The sequence below is a fragment of the Campylobacter sp. LMG 7929 genome, assembly GCF_024723595.1.
Lineage (GTDB): Bacteria > Campylobacterota > Campylobacteria > Campylobacterales > Campylobacteraceae > Campylobacter_D.
Window position 1 is genome coordinate 1 of record NZ_JANQCY010000014.1, and the last position, 17,972, is coordinate 17,972.

Here is a 17,972-nt window from a genome sequence, read left to right on the forward strand (position 1 = left end):
TCAAGATGTTGATATGAAAAGATTCTTTTATATCAATATGTTTTTTAATATGTAAAAATTCTAAAATATTTAAAAAAGCATTAGGTATGTAAAATTGATCTAAACTAAGTTGTAAAAAATGATTCATATTATGCATAGAAAAAATATCATTATCTTTAATCAAATCATCTTTATTTAGATTAAATAACATAACTCCACCAAAACCCAATAAGCTTAAATTTTTTAAACTCTCTAAAGCTTTTCTTTTTTCTAAATCAATTTGAAGTGTTTTTTGCATTGTTTTTCCTTTCTTTAATTTAACCCATATATAAACCATCTTCCATGATTATAGTAGTAGCTAATGAAATTCATTATTTTTACTCTTTTATATTATGTTCTTTAGCATAAGCTTGTATTTTAGCTCGAAGTTCTTGCGGGAAATTATATCTATATATGGCAGGAATTCTTGGATCAAGGAGTCTATCAAGTTTATGTCTTTTATAATACCATTCTAGGTTTTCAGGGGTAAAATAATAAGGTGCATTAGGATAGCCTTGAGGTGGAGTTAGGGCTGCGAGTTTGGCATGTAGTATTAAAGTATCATTAAAAAGTTGTGCTCTTTCTTCGCTCCAATCATTAGGTGTATCAGTTTCATAACCTTGCCTCATACCATTTTTATACCCTCCCCTATAACGATCAAATTCTCTTCTACTTTCATAAGTAGAATCTACATCCCTTGGATCTTTTATCTTACCCTCAACCACATCACTTCTTAAGGCTTTGTATATATCTCCAAATTCATCGCTAGCTATATCATATTTATTTAAATCAATTACCCAATCCACTCCCATAATCTCATCTATAAAAGGAAGCATACCAAATTCATCAGGTTTTAAAGTCTTAGCTAAGGTTTTAATCTCTTGTTCTCTTAAAGGATTTTTATGCACTCCCACTAAACCACTTCCTACAGCAATATCTGCATAACCATAAATAATAAGCTTTTTCTGCTTTAGTCCAAGGAGCTATGCTTCCTTTGATAGGATCTTTTAAATAAATACTTTGCCAATCTTTAAACTCAAGCAAAGTAGAACTTTGCCCTGTGTAAAGATTAGGATCTAAATATCTAGGTTGATAGTCTTTGTAAGGAGAGTTTCTTAATATACGATCAGCTTCAAATAAAGCTTTAGAATATTCTTGGGTGTATTTGCCTACCTTAGCTCCCCCATCATATAATAAAATTTTATTCGTTTTTTTTTCTACATCTAATATACCACCATTAGGTGTATAAATTTCATAAGTTTCACTCATTTTTATCCTTTCATCCTATATACAAACCATCTTCCATGATTATAGTAGTGGCTAATGAAATTTATTATTTTTACTCTTTTATATTATGTTCTTTAGCATAAGCTAGTATTTTAGCTCGAAGTTCCTCTGGAAAATTATATCTATATATGGCAGGAATTCTTGGATCAAGGAGTCTATCAAGCTTATGTCTTTTATAATACCATTCTAGATTTTCAGGGGTAAAATAATAAGGTGCATTAGGATAGCCTTGAGGTGGAGTTAGGGCTGCTAGTTTGGCAGTTAAAATCATAGAATCTATTCTTAATTGTGCACTTTCTTCACTCCGATCATTTGGAATATCATAACCATAGGCATTTACCATGCCATTATAATACCCTCCCCTATGGCGATCAAATTCTCTTCTGCTTTCATAAGTAGAATCTACATCCCTTGGATCTTTTATTTTACCCTCAACTATATCACTTCTTAAGGCTCTATACATACTTCCAAATTCATCGCGAGCAATTCTATACCTGTTATAATCAATTACCCAATCTACTCCCATAATCTCATCTATAAAAGGAAGCATACCAAATTCATCAGGTTTTAAAGTCTTAGCTAAGGTTTTAATCTCTTGTTCTCTTAAAGGATTTTTATGCACTCCTACTAAACCACTTCCTACAGCAATATCTGCATAACCATAAATAGCACCTAATAAATTAGGTTTATCTAATATACTACTTCCTCCACTTAATTGTATATAAAGTATAGTAGCTTGGATAAATCTTGCATTAAAACCATTTTGAGACATATCATTAGCTAGATATTTATAATCACCTAATATTCCTGCTGCCATACCCCATTCATTATGAAATAAACTTGATCTTAGATTATGTTTATTATCATCTACTATTCTATATAATTTTTCATATTTAGGATCTACATTTCCTTTTTCATCTACAGCTCCTATAGCTTCATAAGGTATATCTATAACAACACTTCTTATACCACTTCTTATAACTAAATACTTATATCTTTCTTTTTTAGTTTTTAAAGATTTATAATAAGCTTTTTCTGCTTTAGTCCAAGGAGCTATGCTTCCTTTAATAGGATCTTTTAAATAAATACTTTGCCAATCTTTAAACTCAAGCAAAGTAGAACTTTGCCCTGTGTAAAGATTAGGATCTAAATATCTAGGTTGATAGTCTTTATAGGGGGAGTTTTGTTTGATATTGTGTGCTTCAAACAAAGCTTTAGAATATTCTTGGGTGTATTTGCCTACTTCACGCCCATCTTCTCTTTTATCAAATATAATTTGATTTGTATTTTTATCAACTTCTAATATAAGTCCATTAGAAGTATAAATCTCGTAAATATCTTTATTACCATTCATTTTTATCCTTTCATCCTATATACAAACCATCTTCCATGATTATAGTAGTGGCTAGCCTTCCTATAAACTTATTAGAATAATCTTGGGATTTATTAGCATCATCGCTTTCTTCTTCGTCATATTCATTTTTTCTTTTGTTTTTTACATATTCTTCATTTACCCCCTTATACATCACTTCTAAATTATGTTGTCCTATGGCTTCTAAATTTTCCATTAATCTTCTTGCTTTTTGTCTATCTTCTATGAACTTACCCTTTTCATCTTGAGTAGTGCTATAAATACCATTTGCATATTCATATAAAATTTGTATAGCATCATTATAAGCTAAGATAGGGTGTTGTTTTATCACTGGGTGTTGTGTTTTATACTCTTCTTTTCTTTGAAAATGCTCTAGCTTACATATATTACAATTTCTAAGTTCTATATTGTTTTCTTCAAAAAATTCCTTATCATTTAAGATGTATTTGCCCTCATTGATTTTATCTTCCTTAAAAGCACTTCTTTTCTCATCTAAAATAATATAAGATAAAAGTCTTTTTAAGGCAAATTCCCTAGCTTTGCTTGAAGTCGTAGCACAAGCAATACTAGGATAATAATTAAGCCCACCTGTGCATAATAAAGAACCAAAAATAAACTCAGATAAATCAAAACTCATAAATCTAGAATTTATCAATAAAGGATAGGTTAAGTATTCTTCTTTTTTTACAGCTAAAGGAAAATCATAATTGTAAGTAAATTTTTCATACATTAGTTTTTCATATAAAATTTTTAATCTTTCATAATTTGTGGGCAAAAGTGTATCGATAAAAGATCCTGCTAAATTTTTTAACACATCTGCACTTAAATTTTTACTTACTTTAATAGAAAAATCAATAGCTAATTGTTTTTTTACTTTTGATATCAAATGAATTTGCTTAGCTTTATCCAATCTTGAAAAACTCTTTGACTTTTTCAACTCGCTTGCATATTCTAATTGATTAAAATAATAATAATTTGTTCCTATTTGATATAAAAAAAGCTTATTGAGTGGCTTTTTACTTTTTGGATTAATTTTTATAAAATGCCCTTTAGGATTAAGTGCATAAAATATCCCTAGTTCTTTAAAAAAATGTACTTTAAAACTAGAAAATAATTTATTGCCATAATGCTTTTTATCAAAGCTTGAATTTATAAAAAATAAAATCATTTTTTTAAAAAAATCAGGCTGGCTCATAAAAAATTCTGCAAAAGGAAAAAGTTGCTTAATGATATTAAAAAAAGTGATATCTATGGATAATTTTGCAAGTTCATTATCAAGCATAATTTCTTGAATACTTTTATCTAAATCTTTTTTCAAAGGAAGAGTTTTATCTGTTTGTGTATTTTCTTTAAATTCAATTTCCTCATCAAAACTTTCATTTAAGGTTTTTAAAAAATCCACATAAGTTTGATCTTCTTCTTCAAAATCATTTTCAAACATAGCTTTAGCTAATTCATCTAAATAGATAACTTCATCTTCTTTTTTATTTTTATTTAATTCTTTAGATAAAAAGATGTAAATTTTTTTATCATTATCATAAAAATAAATATCATCAGGGATAAATGAAATATACTCATTAAAATAATTTGGTATTTTAATCTTTTGATAATTAAGTGAAATTTCTTTATCACCATAATCTGGATTTGGAATTACAATATTTTTAACACCAAGAGAATATTCTTGTGTAAAAGCTAAGTCTTTTTGTAAAACATACAAAGTTAAAGTCAATAAAACAACCGTTAAAGGTGAGTATTTCTTAAAATCTACATTTTCATATGTTTTGGATATTGATGACTCTAACTCAAGAAAAAATTGCATTTGATCATAATAAGAATTGATATTATCTAAATAATTATTAAAAAGCCCGATATATTCTTTTACTTTTTCTTTTTCTTTTTCGCTAATTTCTTCTAGTTCTTTGGGTAATTTAAAAAAGCTATCAATATAAGCAAAATCTTGCTCAACTGATTGTTTTACACTCTCTAATAAATCAAGTCCTATCCAAGAAAGTGTTTGATTATAAAAATTAAAATACCTTTTATATTTTTGATAAATCTGTCCATCAAGTTTCACAAAAGGACAAAGTTGCAATACAAAATCATCTTCCTTTTTAACATCTCTTTCTATAAAATAAGAACCATAATCTCTTTTACTAGGAAATTGTTCTTTTAACCCAAGTTTTTCATTTTTTGTAAGAGCTTTAGGACGATTTTTTATTATTGCTCCTAATTTTTTTTGATACAAATCTTCACAAAGTGCTGCATTGTTAAGCTGTGGTGGATTGGTAATAAACAAATAATTTTTACCCATTTTTGTTGTATTGATTTGATCAGTATTTTTTTTATCTAGTATCATTTCTACTAGTATGGAAGAATTTAAATCAGGATATTCTGCATAAAAGAAATGATTAAGTTCAGAGATATTTGAATTGATTGCTTTTTTTAATGTTGTATCAAAATTTTTTAAACTAGAATTAATCAAAAGCGTATTATCTAACTTTTCATTTTCAATTTTTGGATTATTTTCTAAAAAATGATCAAAAATACCTTGAAATTCTTCATCTAAAATAACTTTATAAAAACTATTTTTATAAAGACTAATAGAAGGTACATTAGAATAAGATGAAAAATCTAATAATACTTTATCATCTATAATCAATACATCAGATAAAATTTCTTCATTGCACAAAGCGATAATAGGATAAAGCTTACTAGTAATAAGCTCTAAAAGTGGATAAGCAAAATCATAATAATATTTTTGTTCCTTATGCTCTTGATAGTCAGAAGAAGAATTATAAGCTTCAAATAATGTATTTACAACAAAAACATAAGGATTTTTTTTGACCAAAGAGATAGGTTTTTTAAGATTAGTTACAGAATCTAATATATTGATAAAAAATTTTGCTATAGCTCTAATAATTTGCTTATATTCATCATCATTAGATTGAGTGATATTTTTTAAAAATGTATTAAAAAGTGTATCTAGGGTAAGTTGTATCTTTGGTTTAATCTCTTGCTCAAAATAATCAGATTCTTTGATATTTTTTAATAATGTATTTAATTCTTTTTGAACTCCTTTTAAAAAATTTTCAATATTTTCTTCATTACTCTCATCAATAATTTTATTGAGCGTTTTATTTTTGTTTTGATTGATTACATCATTTAAAAAATTTAAATTATTAAAGATAATTTTTTTAATACTAGATAAATTTTTATCAGAGCTAAATTTTTGTTCTTTTGTGATTTCATCTTTATTAGCTTGATTTAAATGTATGATTTTAAAAGTTTTTTTCTTGTTAATTTTAAATTTATATTCAATAGTATGTAGTGTCTTATACAAAGAATTCTTAGCTTCTTTATATCCATCAAAATCACCACATATAAAAATAATTTTATTAGCATTTTCGGTAAGATTTTTTAACTCAATTTCCAAATTATGATTTGATGTAATTAAGGTGAAATCTTTTATTTTCATATTTTAATCCCATTCACTACTACAAATTTACAAACATAAAGCTCTTGTTTTCTATCTTCATCTTCTAAGATCTCATCTAGTCCATTTGCGATTTGAAATTTTAAATTTTGCATTTTAGCAGGAGCTAAAAAACTAAAATGATATTCGTTTAATTCTTTATTATCTTCTAGGGAATTTTTGATGATTTTATCATACTCATGTAGCTGTGTAAAATACCCTACTCCTAAATCTTTATATTCAAATTCTTTATAAGCACTTTTATAAACTTTAGCAATATTTTTTGGGATAATAAAATAAAGTTTGATTAAATTAGTATCAAAACTAAAATTTAATTCTTTAAATTCATAATCTTTACTAAAGTCTTGTTTGAATTGATTAAGAATATTAACATCTTCTATATCTTTTAAATCTTTTTGATCTATATTTAATTCACTTAAAGCTTTATTTTGTTCTTTTTTTTCATTATTGATCAAAAGATTATAGATAGGTAGGTTATCTTTTTGAAATCTATCACTTTTATAATGAAGTCTTATTATGGGCTCTTTTAGCTTTGTTTGACTTTTGTTTTGTTTGGCTAAACCATCCTTAGGATTAAAACTATGATCAAATTTAAACTTAGTAGGTACAAAGCTTACTTTTAAAGGATATCCTTTATCTGTGACACAAGCTGAGATGAGTTCTTGTAAGATTACATATTCATTATTAACTTTCTTTTGAGATAAAGAGCCTTTAACATCTACTACCTTGGTGCAAGGATAACTTACTTTTCCTATAGTATTAGGACAACCACTTATGCTAGAATTAAGCAAATCACTTTCTAGCATAATAGGCACACCACTATCTTTAAAAGTTTTTCCTTTGTTTGATTGAAGTATGACTTTACCTCCATGGATACATTCTAGGTTTTGATTTTCTAAAAGGGCATGAAGTTTAGCTATAGCTTGTTTTTTATTTATTTGTATGGTTTTTTGTTCTTTTAGGGTATTTGAAATTAAGTCTTTATACTCTAAGCTTTGCTTGCTTAAGCATTCTAATTTGATATTTAAAGAATTTTCTATAATAGAATAATTAAGCAAGCAAAGTTCATCATTTTTATAAAAGATGCTAAGTTTTCCTTTGCCACTATTTTCATCTTTAGGAGAAAAATAATAACTAGGTGTATCTTGTTTTATGGCATTATCTTGATCTAATTCTCCAAAGTAAAAAGGATTGTTAGGAAGTTCAGCAGAGCCTGTAAGGAGAGTGGAGTTTAAAAAGATATAAGCTTGGTAGTTTTGAAGTTCTTCAACTGCAACACCTACTTTAGTAGCTACTCTTTTATAAATCTCATCACAATCAATCAAATCCCTACAATTAGCAAAAATAAAAACTTCTTCTTTTGGTAAATTAACAAATATAGTCGAACTTGAAGAATTAAATTTTACTTTTGTTTTAATGGGTTGGTTTTTATTAAGATAATAGCTTGTGCAATTATTTTCATAAATCAAATTAATCATTTGCTTTTTTCTAGCTTGAAAAAAATCCAAATCATTTTCCAAGCTAAGACATTTAAAGCACTCAGAGTTATAATTTAAGATTTTCCCTATATTATCTTCTGTAAGTATTTTTTGATTATTTTTATCTTTAACAATAAAAGGCAACCACTTATAAACTGCTTCAGCATGATCTAAATCTTGCTTGAAGTCCTTATTAGATAATTTTTCTAATATAGGTTTATCTAGTATTTTTATATAAAATTGCATAGCTTCCAAAACCAAAAAAGAATCAGGAATAACAAATTTATTTACATTTTTATATTCACCTACATAAAACAACTCTTGTATATCTTTATAAATAAGATTAAATTCTTTCTTGTTATATTCATTATTTTTACACAAGTTATCAAAAATTTTATCCAATACTACACTAATATAATTTTGATTTTCATCTTGGATATCTATTTGATCTTCTGATAAAAGCTTATTTTTCTCACTTAAGTCGATTAAATTTTGTGCATAAGAATTTAGATAATCCATAGCACAGGCAATATCCTTTTTAAATTCTTTGATATTTTCATTATTTTTTATCAAATGCTCATAAAAATAACTCGCCCAAACTATATTATACATAAAATGGCTAGTTAGCAAATAATTTTTTTCAAGCTCTCCTATATGAATTAAATGCAACTTGTCTGTATTTTTATAATCAAACTTATCTTTAATATCTAAGCCATATTTATAACCCAAATCAGCTATCACAGATCTTGATGACTCTAGTGCTTGTCTATATTCTCGTGAAAAATCTTCTTTATTAGGGATAGGTTTAGCTATAGTTTCTATATGATGTATTTCTATACTTGTTTTGCCTTTACTTGCTTGTTTTATATTTAAAGCACATTCATCAAGTCTTTTTTGATCTATTTGTCCTTGTGAATTTTTACATTCTTCGATCAAACCATCGGTTCCATTTTCCACATTTAAAACTTTAGAGCAATTATCTAAAGTTTTTCTAGTCATACCAAAACCAAAAAGTTTTTTAATACCTTTAATGAGTAATTTAAAAACAACTCTAATAACTCTAATAAAAATATTTACAAGACTTACTACAACACCTTCTATACCAGCTCCATTATAAGTATAAAGTTTTTGAATATATTTTTTTTGCCCAAAGATACAAAAACATTGAGCCAAATGTCCTCCTAAAGAATGCCCCACAACATCTATTTTAAAATTATCACTCCCATGCTTTTCTCTAATGATTTTTAAAACTTCATCGCTATAATTCATCAAAGACACCACTTGTGGAATTCCAAGCCTCAAAGCAATAAAACCATCTGTAAAAAATGCATCTTTTAATAGCTGTGTTCCACCTGTTTCAGTGCCACGAAAAGCCAAGATATAAGTATTATCATTTTTACTTGTATCTTTAAAAACAGTATGAGAATAACCACTGATGTTGGTATTTTTTACATGATCTATAACTTCATAACGAGATACAAAATTTTTAGTGCGAGGGCTAAGATGATGTCTTAAATTTCTAGGATTTTCATTGTGTTTAGCAAAATTTAAAGCCAGTAGATTTTTTTGATCTTTTGCTTCTTTGTCTTCTTTGTTTCTATAAATAAAGCTTTGCGCTTTATTTCCAATAACTTGATCCTCATCTAAAGCTTCATTGTCTTTTCTAGGTTTTTTAAAGACAAGATCAGCAGAAAATCTAGCTTCTATAATGGTAGCATAAGCTGTAGGATCTCCTATTTCACGTTTATTTTTTAAAATTAAACTTTTTGAAGATTCATTTTGAATATGTTTATCTTCTATCTCATACCCTAACTTTATCCCATCAGCATAAAGCCACAAAGGAGGAGTAAAAGCACTATCAAAAAAACCTTTTTCATCATTCTCATCGATTAAATCAAGCATAGCATAACTAGCATCTGCTATATTAGCATAGTCTTTGATTTGAGAGATAAGTTCTTTAGAATTCATCAGTAACTTTGTCCTGTATATTTTTCATCACTTTTTATAAATTTATTATTAGTAAAATAATGAAAAGATCCTCCTCCTGCACTTTTACGACTAATGCTAGAAAAGCTAAATCCTCTTCCTTCATCTCCAAACAATCCATAACTTTTTACTTTATAATCTATCATGGTATAAAAAGTAATAGGATATCTCTTACCTTTGCATACATAATAACTGCTCATAATCAAATAAGGTCTTAATTTTTTATAGTTTTCTTCACCCATATATGCTTTAAATTGATCTTCATAGTATACAAATTCGGGTTTATCATCGAAATTAAAATTAGATTCGCCTATTTTATAGCTATTAATATAATCATCACGATAATATTTACAACCATTAGAAAGGACTTGAGGGAATTTTTTCTTCAAATAAGAAAAATTCACAAAATGAGTTTCATTTCCTACTTTGATTTCACTCCCTAAATACTTGCTACGAAATTCTTCTCTTTTTTTCTCTAATTCCAATATTTCTTCTCTTATTTTTTTATCAAAGATATAAATTCCACCATAATTACTTGCAAGAATTTCTAATTCACTTGCTTTATTTTCTTTAAAAGCACATGCACCTAAAGATACTAAAGAAAACAAGCTTAGAATTATCATTGTGATTTTCATTTGATACTCCTTTTTAAATTTAATTTTGGAAAATTATCTTACTTTACTTTGAAAAAAATTATTTTTCTTTGTATTTATTTAAAGACAGTAAAGTCAAATTTTCAAATATATTTTGATCATTTTTGATGATATTTTGCAAGGCATTTTGCAAATAAGTCATAAAAATATCTTCTTCCATCTCTTTAAATACAGGTGAATACAATTCTTTAGTAATTAATTTTAACACAACAAGATTAATTAGTTTTGTATCTTTAATAAGCGGAATTTTTGAAATAACTGTTTGAAAATCATCTATATTTAATTTTTGGAAATTATCATTTAGTATTGTTTTTTTACGATTTTGTGATAATTCATTTTGCAATTTATCTAAAATTTTTCCTATATTTTCATAAGTAAAATCTAAATTAACAGAAGAATTAGATTCCATAATAACTTCAGAATTTTTAATATTATTATCCTCTATAAAACTATAATCTATTTTTGTTTCAATAAGTTCTTTAATGTTTTCTTTTGCCTTAAAATCTAAACCATCTATTTTTCCTCTAGGTTTTAGCTCTATTTCATCCATCTGTGTGTGTTTTTCTATTTCTTTTATTTCTTTTGCTTGCTTTAAAGTTTCTTGTTTAATCTCTTTTGAATCAACAAAACGCAACTCAATAAGACCTAACTTTAGAACATCGCCTTTGTTGATAATAATTTCATAACCATCTTCCAATCTAGAAAAAGAATTATTATAAAAAATATCACTGCCTTCTATAGGCGTCATAGTAAAAAAACCTTCTTCAAAAGTAATCTTCATATGTTTTTCTTTAACAGAATTATTTTTATCTTGTATCCAAAATAAACATTCTGGACTTGATCCAACAAGTCCACCAGTTTCATCAAATACACAAGCTACTGTTTTCGTAATATTTTCGTCAATATTTTCAATTATTAATCCTATGGTTTCTTTATCTATCATTTTGAGCCTTTGTTATATTTTCTACTATTTTAAAATCACTTAATATCATAATTATATTATTAATATCTGAGTTGTTATTATTAAGTTTGAAATCAAAATACATTTTTTTATTGTCATTAAATAAAACACTGTAAGATGAATTTGAATTTTTACTTTCCTGTAATAATTTATACCAAGCCCATTCTCCTTTATATGATTTTGTGTAATTTATATTAGCATCTAAATAAGAATACGCAGTGAAATCAAAACTAGTTCCATTGTTAAATTCATCAGTTATAACATCTAATTTTGTATGCAATGTGTGATCATATATAATAGAAGTATCATTATACTGAACTTTTACAAAAGAAAAATCGGCACTTAAGTCAAGACTTTGTAAAGTAAAGCGCACTCTCATTACATCATTTGCATTTAGCATTAACTCTGATAAATTACCAGCCTTAGTAATAAAATCCAAAAATTCTTTGGAAAAAGTTAATCTTGAGCTAAATTTAGAATTAATAGAGTAAACATTTTTTCTTTTAATTAGAACATTTGTTAAATATTTTTCATAAAACTTATTTAAAATTCCATTTTTACCAAAGAAATTTTTAAAAGAATCTATACTTAAATCTTGTGAACTTAATAAATTAAAAGGATAAAAAGGAGCTATATCATTAACAAATGGTGCATAAACCTCATTCAACCAAACAGTATTAAACAAAGAAACTCCATGGTTTTCTATAATATTCCAAGCATACAAAGAAAGAGTTGCATAATATTTTTCCAATTCACTTGGTAAATTTTTAATATTTTGTTCAAGAGAACTAAATGGGTCGCTAGAATCTTTACTATCGCTTAAAGCGTATTTTATTTTTTCCTCAATAGTTTGCGAGTTATTTGTTGTAAAGTCAGTTATTTTTTTATGAATATTAGACAAATCTGTATTTATTAATTCCATGGTTTTTTGATGACTTCCAACATCTAAACCTACAGCAGTAGCACCCGTATTTAAAATAGAATTTTGTTCTATAATTTTATGATAAGCATCAAACGAACTGGTAATCCCCATAAAACTTGTCTTTATTTCAGCAGCATTAACACCGAGATTATATGCTTGAGTTAGTAAGGTAGCATCGTTGAGATTGGTATTTACACTAACAATTTTTATAAAATTCATTAAAGGATTTTCTTTTTTAGATAGTATATTAAGTTCATTTAGCATAGAACTTTTGGAAATAAACTTTTTTGGTGCAAGTGAATTTAAAATTTCTTGCCATTTATTTTGATATTGCGTTAAATAAATTTTAATAATTCCCATTGCCATATTACTTCTATTTTCAGAATTTGACAAATCATTTAAAATCCACGAATCAATCTCAATGGCTTTATCTATTTTTACATTTAACGTTTGCAAAAAGTCAGCCATACCTTTTTTTGTGTAAATTTCTTCAATACTATCAATTTTAATAGACTCTGAGAAAACATTGTTAGCAGCAAATCCTAATTCATTTTTAAAATTATATACTTTATTGTTTTTATCTAGAATGATAAAGTTAAGTAAAGTATATATTCTTTGAATTTTTGCTACATTATATAGCTTTTCAATAGATAATTTAACCGAAATGTCATCTTGCTGAGAAGTGCTTAAATCAATCTTTTGAAGTTCATCGATACCAGATAGAAAATTTTCTTTAGAAATTTTATATTTTTCTAAAAAATTCCAATTTTCATTAATCCATATTTTTAATAAATCTTTATCAAGATATTTTTGCTCAAACAATGATTTATATACATATAAAGTTTTAATTAAGTTATCATAATTATCATCAGTTTGTAATATTATTTCCATTTCTTTTAATAGGGTATTTTTCAACACATCTTCACTAATTTTATAATATAAATTTTGTGCTTTTTTAAAGCCTTTGTATGTTATGTTTAAGCTAAAATATTCAAACAAACTTGCCTTTTCGATTAATTGTGGATATACACTTAGTATACTTCTTAAATCAACTAATAATTTTGCTTTCTCTTCTATACTCATCATGGGGTAATCTTGCATATTTTTCAACAAAAATGAAAGATCTGTATAAACACTTTGAGATATTTTCTTTTCTTGCTCACTTTTAAGAATAAAATAAGATGAAATAAAATAAGTCATACAACTCAAAAATATAGTTAGACCCACAAGCGATATCTTTTTGTAAAAACTTTTAATTCTACTTAGCGATGAATCTTTAAAGACAATATCTTCAAGCAAAGACTGAACAAAATAACTTTGCTTACTAAAAGACTGTTTTACTTGAGCTAATGGTTTTTTTATATTATACTTTTCACAAATTGTATCAAGCATAAAATTTCTTGGCACATTTTCTTGATAAGCACTTACATAATATACCCCTCTTAAAACTGAACTATTTTTTAAAATATTTTCATTTTGGAGTTGCACGATAAAGTCTTTGCTCAATACAAATAAATTATCCAACTGCTTTAAAAATAAATAAATTTTATTTTTTTCCTCTATAGTGTATATAGAAGAATTTTTATCAACAAAACGTAAAAACAAAGATTTGCTTATCTCTTCAAAAGACTTTTGGATATCTTCTTCTTTAAAATGTTCTGCAAAACTTATACCAAAAGCTTTTTTTTGAATTTTTTCATTAAAAATATCAAAAAATTCTCTCATACCTTCTATCAAATCTAATTTTGAAAAAACAACATAAATAGGTAATTGTACACCTAAAATTTTTTCACACTCATGCACCCTTTTTGTTAAATAACGAATTAAATTATTAGAATATTCTTTTGTGTTTTCCAAAAACAATCGAGTATCAATTATTAAAATAATGCCATTTAATTTACTATGAAAATAATTCTTATTTAAAAATTTTAAAAAATTTTGCCAAATGCTCTTTTTAATTAAAAAGTCTCTATTTTTCTCTATATCATCTTCGGGTAACTCATCGCTACTATTAGGATGAAAAAAATCTTCTTGAGAAAAATAATTTCCCTCAGTATCAAGCAAAGCGCCTTTCTTGGAAACATATAAGCTAAAATTATTGGTAGACTTATGCATCTTTTTATATGATTCTAAACTATCACTTAAAGGATATTCTATATCAGAATAATTTATAAAAGTACTTTTACCAGCACCTTCATTTCCTACAATAACAACAAGAGGCAAATTTTTAGTGTTGATATCTTTTTTCCATGTTTGTTTGGCATCTTTTAATGCGATAAAGAAATTTCTTTTTGCTTTGTATAAAAATTCATTAGATTCTTTTTTAATTTCTTTAAGTCTTATTCTTTTGTCATCCTTAAAAGATTTTATAAAATTACTTAAAGGCTTTAAAAGGAAAAACAAAAAAATACAACACCAAAATATAAAAATTATCCCAAATCTTAAATAAGAATTACTAAAAACATAAATTTCATTAAATGCAAATAAAGAACCATAAGTCCAAAAAAATAAACTTAAGACAACTAAAATAATAAGTATTAATGTGATTACGAAAATCCTAGATTTTAAAATTTGCATTATTTTTTGAAACATAATTTTTCCTAATATAAATTCAAATAATTTTTATTTCTATTTATTAATTTTATATTATTTTTACTTATTTTGTATTAAAATATTAAAAGCTTTTAATATAAATATAAAGTTAAAATTATAATCATAAGGAAAAACATGGCACAACCAGCATATATCAAAATCGAAGGTTCAACACAAGGACTTATTTCAAGTGGTGCTTCTACAGAAGCAAGTATAGGAAATCGCTATCAAGCAGGACACGAAGACGAGATTATGGCTCAAGAAATTTCTCATATTGTAACAGTTCCAGTTGATCAACAAAGTGGACAACCATCAGGACAAAGAGTTCATAAGCCTTTTACTTTCACTTGCTCTCTAAACAAAGCAGTTCCTCTACTTTACAATGCACTTACAAAAGGTGAAAGACTTCCGAGTGTTGAAGTTCATTGGTTTAGAACATCAACAAGTGGTGGACAAGAACATTTTTTTACAACTAAATTAGAAGATGCTATCATTACAGATATTACCTTAGTAATGCCAAATGCTCAAGAAGCAAACAATCATGACAAAACAGAGCTTTTTAAGGTATCCTTAAATTACAGAAAAGTTATTTGGGAGCATACAGCGGCTGGAACAAGCGGAAGTGATGATTGGAGAGAAGCAAATTCGTAATACAATAAGCTCATTGCTAAACAATGAGCTTTATATGCTATTTAATATCCTTATCACTTTCATTAAAAATAATCCCAATAAATCCCAATACCAACAAAGGTTTTTTTAATGAATACAAACAACTCTTATCTTAATTTAAAAATTAACAAACTTGATTTTAAAATCACAAAAGCCATTATAAAAGAAAGCTTGGATCAGATCTTCTTATGTGAATGTGAAGGTTTTTATGAAAATATCAATAATGATATTTTTAGTGATGATAATATTGAATTTAATCCTAATATGCTTATTGATAAAGAAGCTTCACTTATAATTAAAAATCCTTATGAAAACAAAAAGATAGACTTTTCAACTAATATTGATATGATTTATCGGGGAATAATATCTTATGTTGACTATTTAGGTGTTAATCAAGGTAGTGCTAGCAATATTGTAAAAGAAAATTTTAAACAATTAAACCATAAACATTTTTTTAAGTTTAACTTGCATTCTCCTTTAATAAGACTTGATTTTAATAAAGCAAATCGTATTTATACTCATACAAACATAATAGAAGTAATTAAACAAACCTTAGCCTATTATAACACCAAGCTAAATAAAAACATTGATTTTTCTAATATTCATCATATATATGAAACTAAAGAATTGATTTCTCAATACAATGAAAGTGATTTAGAATTTATCACAAGATTAGCACACAATCATGGTATTTATTTTTATGAAGATAAAGATAATATTTATTTTTATGATTTTTATACTCATAAAGGCAAAATAAAAGATATAGTTTTTAATCCTAATATCAACAACCATCTTAATGAAACTTGTATTTACGCACTAAATAAAGAAAAACAAATACAAACTAATGCTTTTACTCATTCTAGTAATAATTCCAAACAACCTTTAAGTTTATATTCCTTAAGCACTAAAGCACAAAACACCAATGTACATTATAATGAGCATTCTCATGAAAGTGAGTATTCCTTTACACAAAATATTAATTTAAAACAATCCCCTACCCTAAAAGAAAAAAGAAACACTATGCTTAATAATATACTAAAAGCAAAAAGCAATATTTATCATCTTAGTTTAAATGAAAGTATTAAAATTAATATTCAAGAAGAAACCACCAAAGAATATACCATTATTGCAAAAGAACAAATTTTAATTGATGATGCTATTTTAGCTAATACTATCAATACCAATGATAATTTAAATATTAAAGACTTAAATCTAAGCAAATCTTATACAAATAATTTAACCCTTACCCCATCTTTTTTAACCTTTACACCTAGTTTTAAATCCAAACCAAAACCTCCAATTAATACCATGGGTATAGTTATAGGAGAAGATTCTAATATAGAAAATCAAAGAAATACCATATACACAGATGAATATGGAAGAGTAAAAGTAAGGATTAATCTTTATGCTAATCAAGAAGAATTAGATAATAAAACAAACATGTATCACCATAGTCCATTCTTAAGAGTAGCTAGCCCTATAGCAAGCAATCATTCAGGTTTTTACCATACACCTAGAATTGGAGATGAAGTTATTATTTCATTTTTAGATGATGATATAGATAAACCTTTTATTAGTGGGAGTTTGTATAATGGGGTAAATGATCCTCTTGTATCGTTGCCACACCATGATCACAAAACTTCCATTAGCTCTAAAACTATAGGAGTATATGAACAAGGATACAATGAACTAACTTTATCCAACTTAAAAGATAAAGAACAAATCTATCTAAAAGCAGAAAGAGACTATGATGAATTGGTTCAGCACAACTTTACTCAAAGAATTTTAAATGATAAAGATTCTATGGTGGATGGGATTTATAATGAAAGAATTAAAAAAGTTCATACACAAACCATAGATTTAGCTAAAAATGTCAATGTTGGTGCTGAGTATCTAATAAATGTAGGTTTATCTAAAGACACCATAGTTGGATTATCTAACACATTAAATGTAGGAGTAGACAACAAGTTAAGAGTAGCTAAAAATTCAAGTGAATATATAGGAGAAAATAAAGACACTGAAATATGCGCAAACAAAAATACCATTATACATAAAGATGAAACTAGAAATGTTAAAGGAAACAAAAAAGAAATTATAGAAGGTTATTACAATATAAATACAAGCAATAAAATACAAGTCTTGAGCGAAAAAGAGATAGATTATAAAAGTAAAGACAATATTCTTTTTACAAGCAATGAATCCATGGGATTTGAAAGCGATAAAAATACAAGTATGGTGGCTAATAATATCACTACCTATGCAAAAACAACTCATTATCTAAAGGCTGATAGTGAGGCAACTATACAAGTAGGAGAAACATTGATTAATGCTAAACCAGATTGTGTTATCATTAAAGCAGGTGGAGTAGAAGTAGTGATAGATTCTAAGGGTCTTGTTGTTAAAGGTGGAGAAATTAAAGCGGAGTAAATATATAGTATTTTTTTTGAAAATAAATACTATATTTTAAAATTTTAGAATGCCAAATATTAGTAATACAATAAATAGTATAAAAAATATCATTATGATTTTTATAGAAAATTT

The 17,972-nt window shown here is 26.1% G+C and carries 8 protein-coding genes and 2 pseudogenes; 2 read left to right on the forward strand and 8 right to left on the reverse strand.

Going from position 1 to position 17,972, the window contains the following annotated elements:
* The 8 genes and pseudogenes from CAMP5118_RS06860 to tssM all read right to left on the reverse strand — a co-directional run.
* Positions 1-277 (reverse strand): annotated as a pseudogene (locus tag CAMP5118_RS06860) (hypothetical protein); the annotation flags it as partial.
* Between the two features lie 79 nt (positions 278-356).
* Positions 357-1,287, reverse strand: a pseudogene (locus CAMP5118_RS06865) (hypothetical protein).
* 70 nt (positions 1,288-1,357) lie between these two features.
* Positions 1,358-2,659, reverse strand: coding sequence for a hypothetical protein (locus tag CAMP5118_RS06870; RefSeq protein WP_337216934.1), 1,302 nt, complete (start codon positions 2,657-2,659; stop codon positions 1,358-1,360).
* Between the two features lie 10 nt (positions 2,660-2,669).
* On the reverse strand, positions 2,670-6,152 hold the full coding sequence (locus CAMP5118_RS06875; RefSeq protein WP_337216935.1) for a hypothetical protein: 3,483 nt from the start codon (positions 6,150-6,152) through the stop codon (positions 2,670-2,672).
* Positions 6,149-9,616: a hypothetical protein gene (locus tag CAMP5118_RS06880; protein ID WP_337216936.1), complete on the reverse strand. Its 3,468-nt coding sequence runs from the start codon at positions 9,614-9,616 to the stop codon at positions 6,149-6,151. The genes CAMP5118_RS06875 and CAMP5118_RS06880 overlap by 4 nt, the downstream gene beginning before the upstream one ends.
* On the reverse strand, positions 9,616-10,269 hold the full coding sequence (locus tag CAMP5118_RS06885; RefSeq protein ID WP_337216937.1) for a tRNA 2-selenouridine synthase: 654 nt from the start codon (positions 10,267-10,269) through the stop codon (positions 9,616-9,618). The genes CAMP5118_RS06880 and CAMP5118_RS06885 overlap by 1 nt, the downstream gene beginning before the upstream one ends.
* A 58-nt stretch (positions 10,270-10,327) precedes the next feature.
* Positions 10,328-11,230 (reverse strand): hypothetical protein, encoded by a 903-nt coding sequence (locus CAMP5118_RS06890; RefSeq protein ID WP_139452591.1) that lies wholly within the window; start codon positions 11,228-11,230, stop codon positions 10,328-10,330.
* Positions 11,220-14,762, reverse strand: coding sequence for a type VI secretion system membrane subunit TssM (gene tssM / locus CAMP5118_RS06895; RefSeq protein WP_337216938.1), 3,543 nt, complete (start codon positions 14,760-14,762; stop codon positions 11,220-11,222). Before tssM ends, CAMP5118_RS06890 begins: the two co-directional genes overlap by 11 nt.
* Before the next feature lie 135 nt (positions 14,763-14,897).
* On the opposite strand from tssM, the gene CAMP5118_RS06900 reads away from it, so the two are divergent.
* Together CAMP5118_RS06900 and CAMP5118_RS06905 are read left to right on the forward strand one after the other, a co-directional pair.
* Complete coding sequence (locus tag CAMP5118_RS06900; RefSeq protein ID WP_039626225.1) at positions 14,898-15,413, forward strand: Hcp family type VI secretion system effector; 516 nt, start codon at positions 14,898-14,900, stop codon at positions 15,411-15,413.
* Positions 15,414-15,521: 108 nt separating this feature from the next.
* On the forward strand, positions 15,522-17,858 hold the full coding sequence (locus CAMP5118_RS06905; RefSeq protein ID WP_337216939.1) for a type VI secretion system Vgr family protein: 2,337 nt from the start codon (positions 15,522-15,524) through the stop codon (positions 17,856-17,858).
* Positions 17,859-17,972: the final 114 nt, after the last annotated feature.

Excerpts from the sequence above, each read along its gene's own strand:
- CAMP5118_RS06885 (WP_337216937.1), bottom strand. The coding sequence starts at position 10,269 with ATGAAAATCACAATGATAATTCTAAGCTTGTTTTCTTTAGTATCTTTA.
- CAMP5118_RS06900 (WP_039626225.1), top strand. The coding sequence starts at position 14,898 with ATGGCACAACCAGCATATATCAAAATCGAAGGTTCAACACAAGGACTT.
- CAMP5118_RS06890 (WP_139452591.1), bottom strand. The coding sequence starts at position 11,230 with ATGATAGATAAAGAAACCATAGGATTAATAATTGAAAATATTGACGAA.
- CAMP5118_RS06875 (WP_337216935.1), bottom strand. The coding sequence starts at position 6,152 with ATGAAAATAAAAGATTTCACCTTAATTACATCAAATCATAATTTGGAA.
- CAMP5118_RS06870 (WP_337216934.1), bottom strand. The coding sequence starts at position 2,659 with ATGAATGGTAATAAAGATATTTACGAGATTTATACTTCTAATGGACTT.
- CAMP5118_RS06880 (WP_337216936.1), bottom strand. The coding sequence starts at position 9,616 with ATGAATTCTAAAGAACTTATCTCTCAAATCAAAGACTATGCTAATATA.
- tssM (WP_337216938.1), bottom strand. The coding sequence starts at position 14,762 with ATGTTTCAAAAAATAATGCAAATTTTAAAATCTAGGATTTTCGTAATC.
- CAMP5118_RS06905 (WP_337216939.1), top strand. The coding sequence starts at position 15,522 with ATGAATACAAACAACTCTTATCTTAATTTAAAAATTAACAAACTTGAT.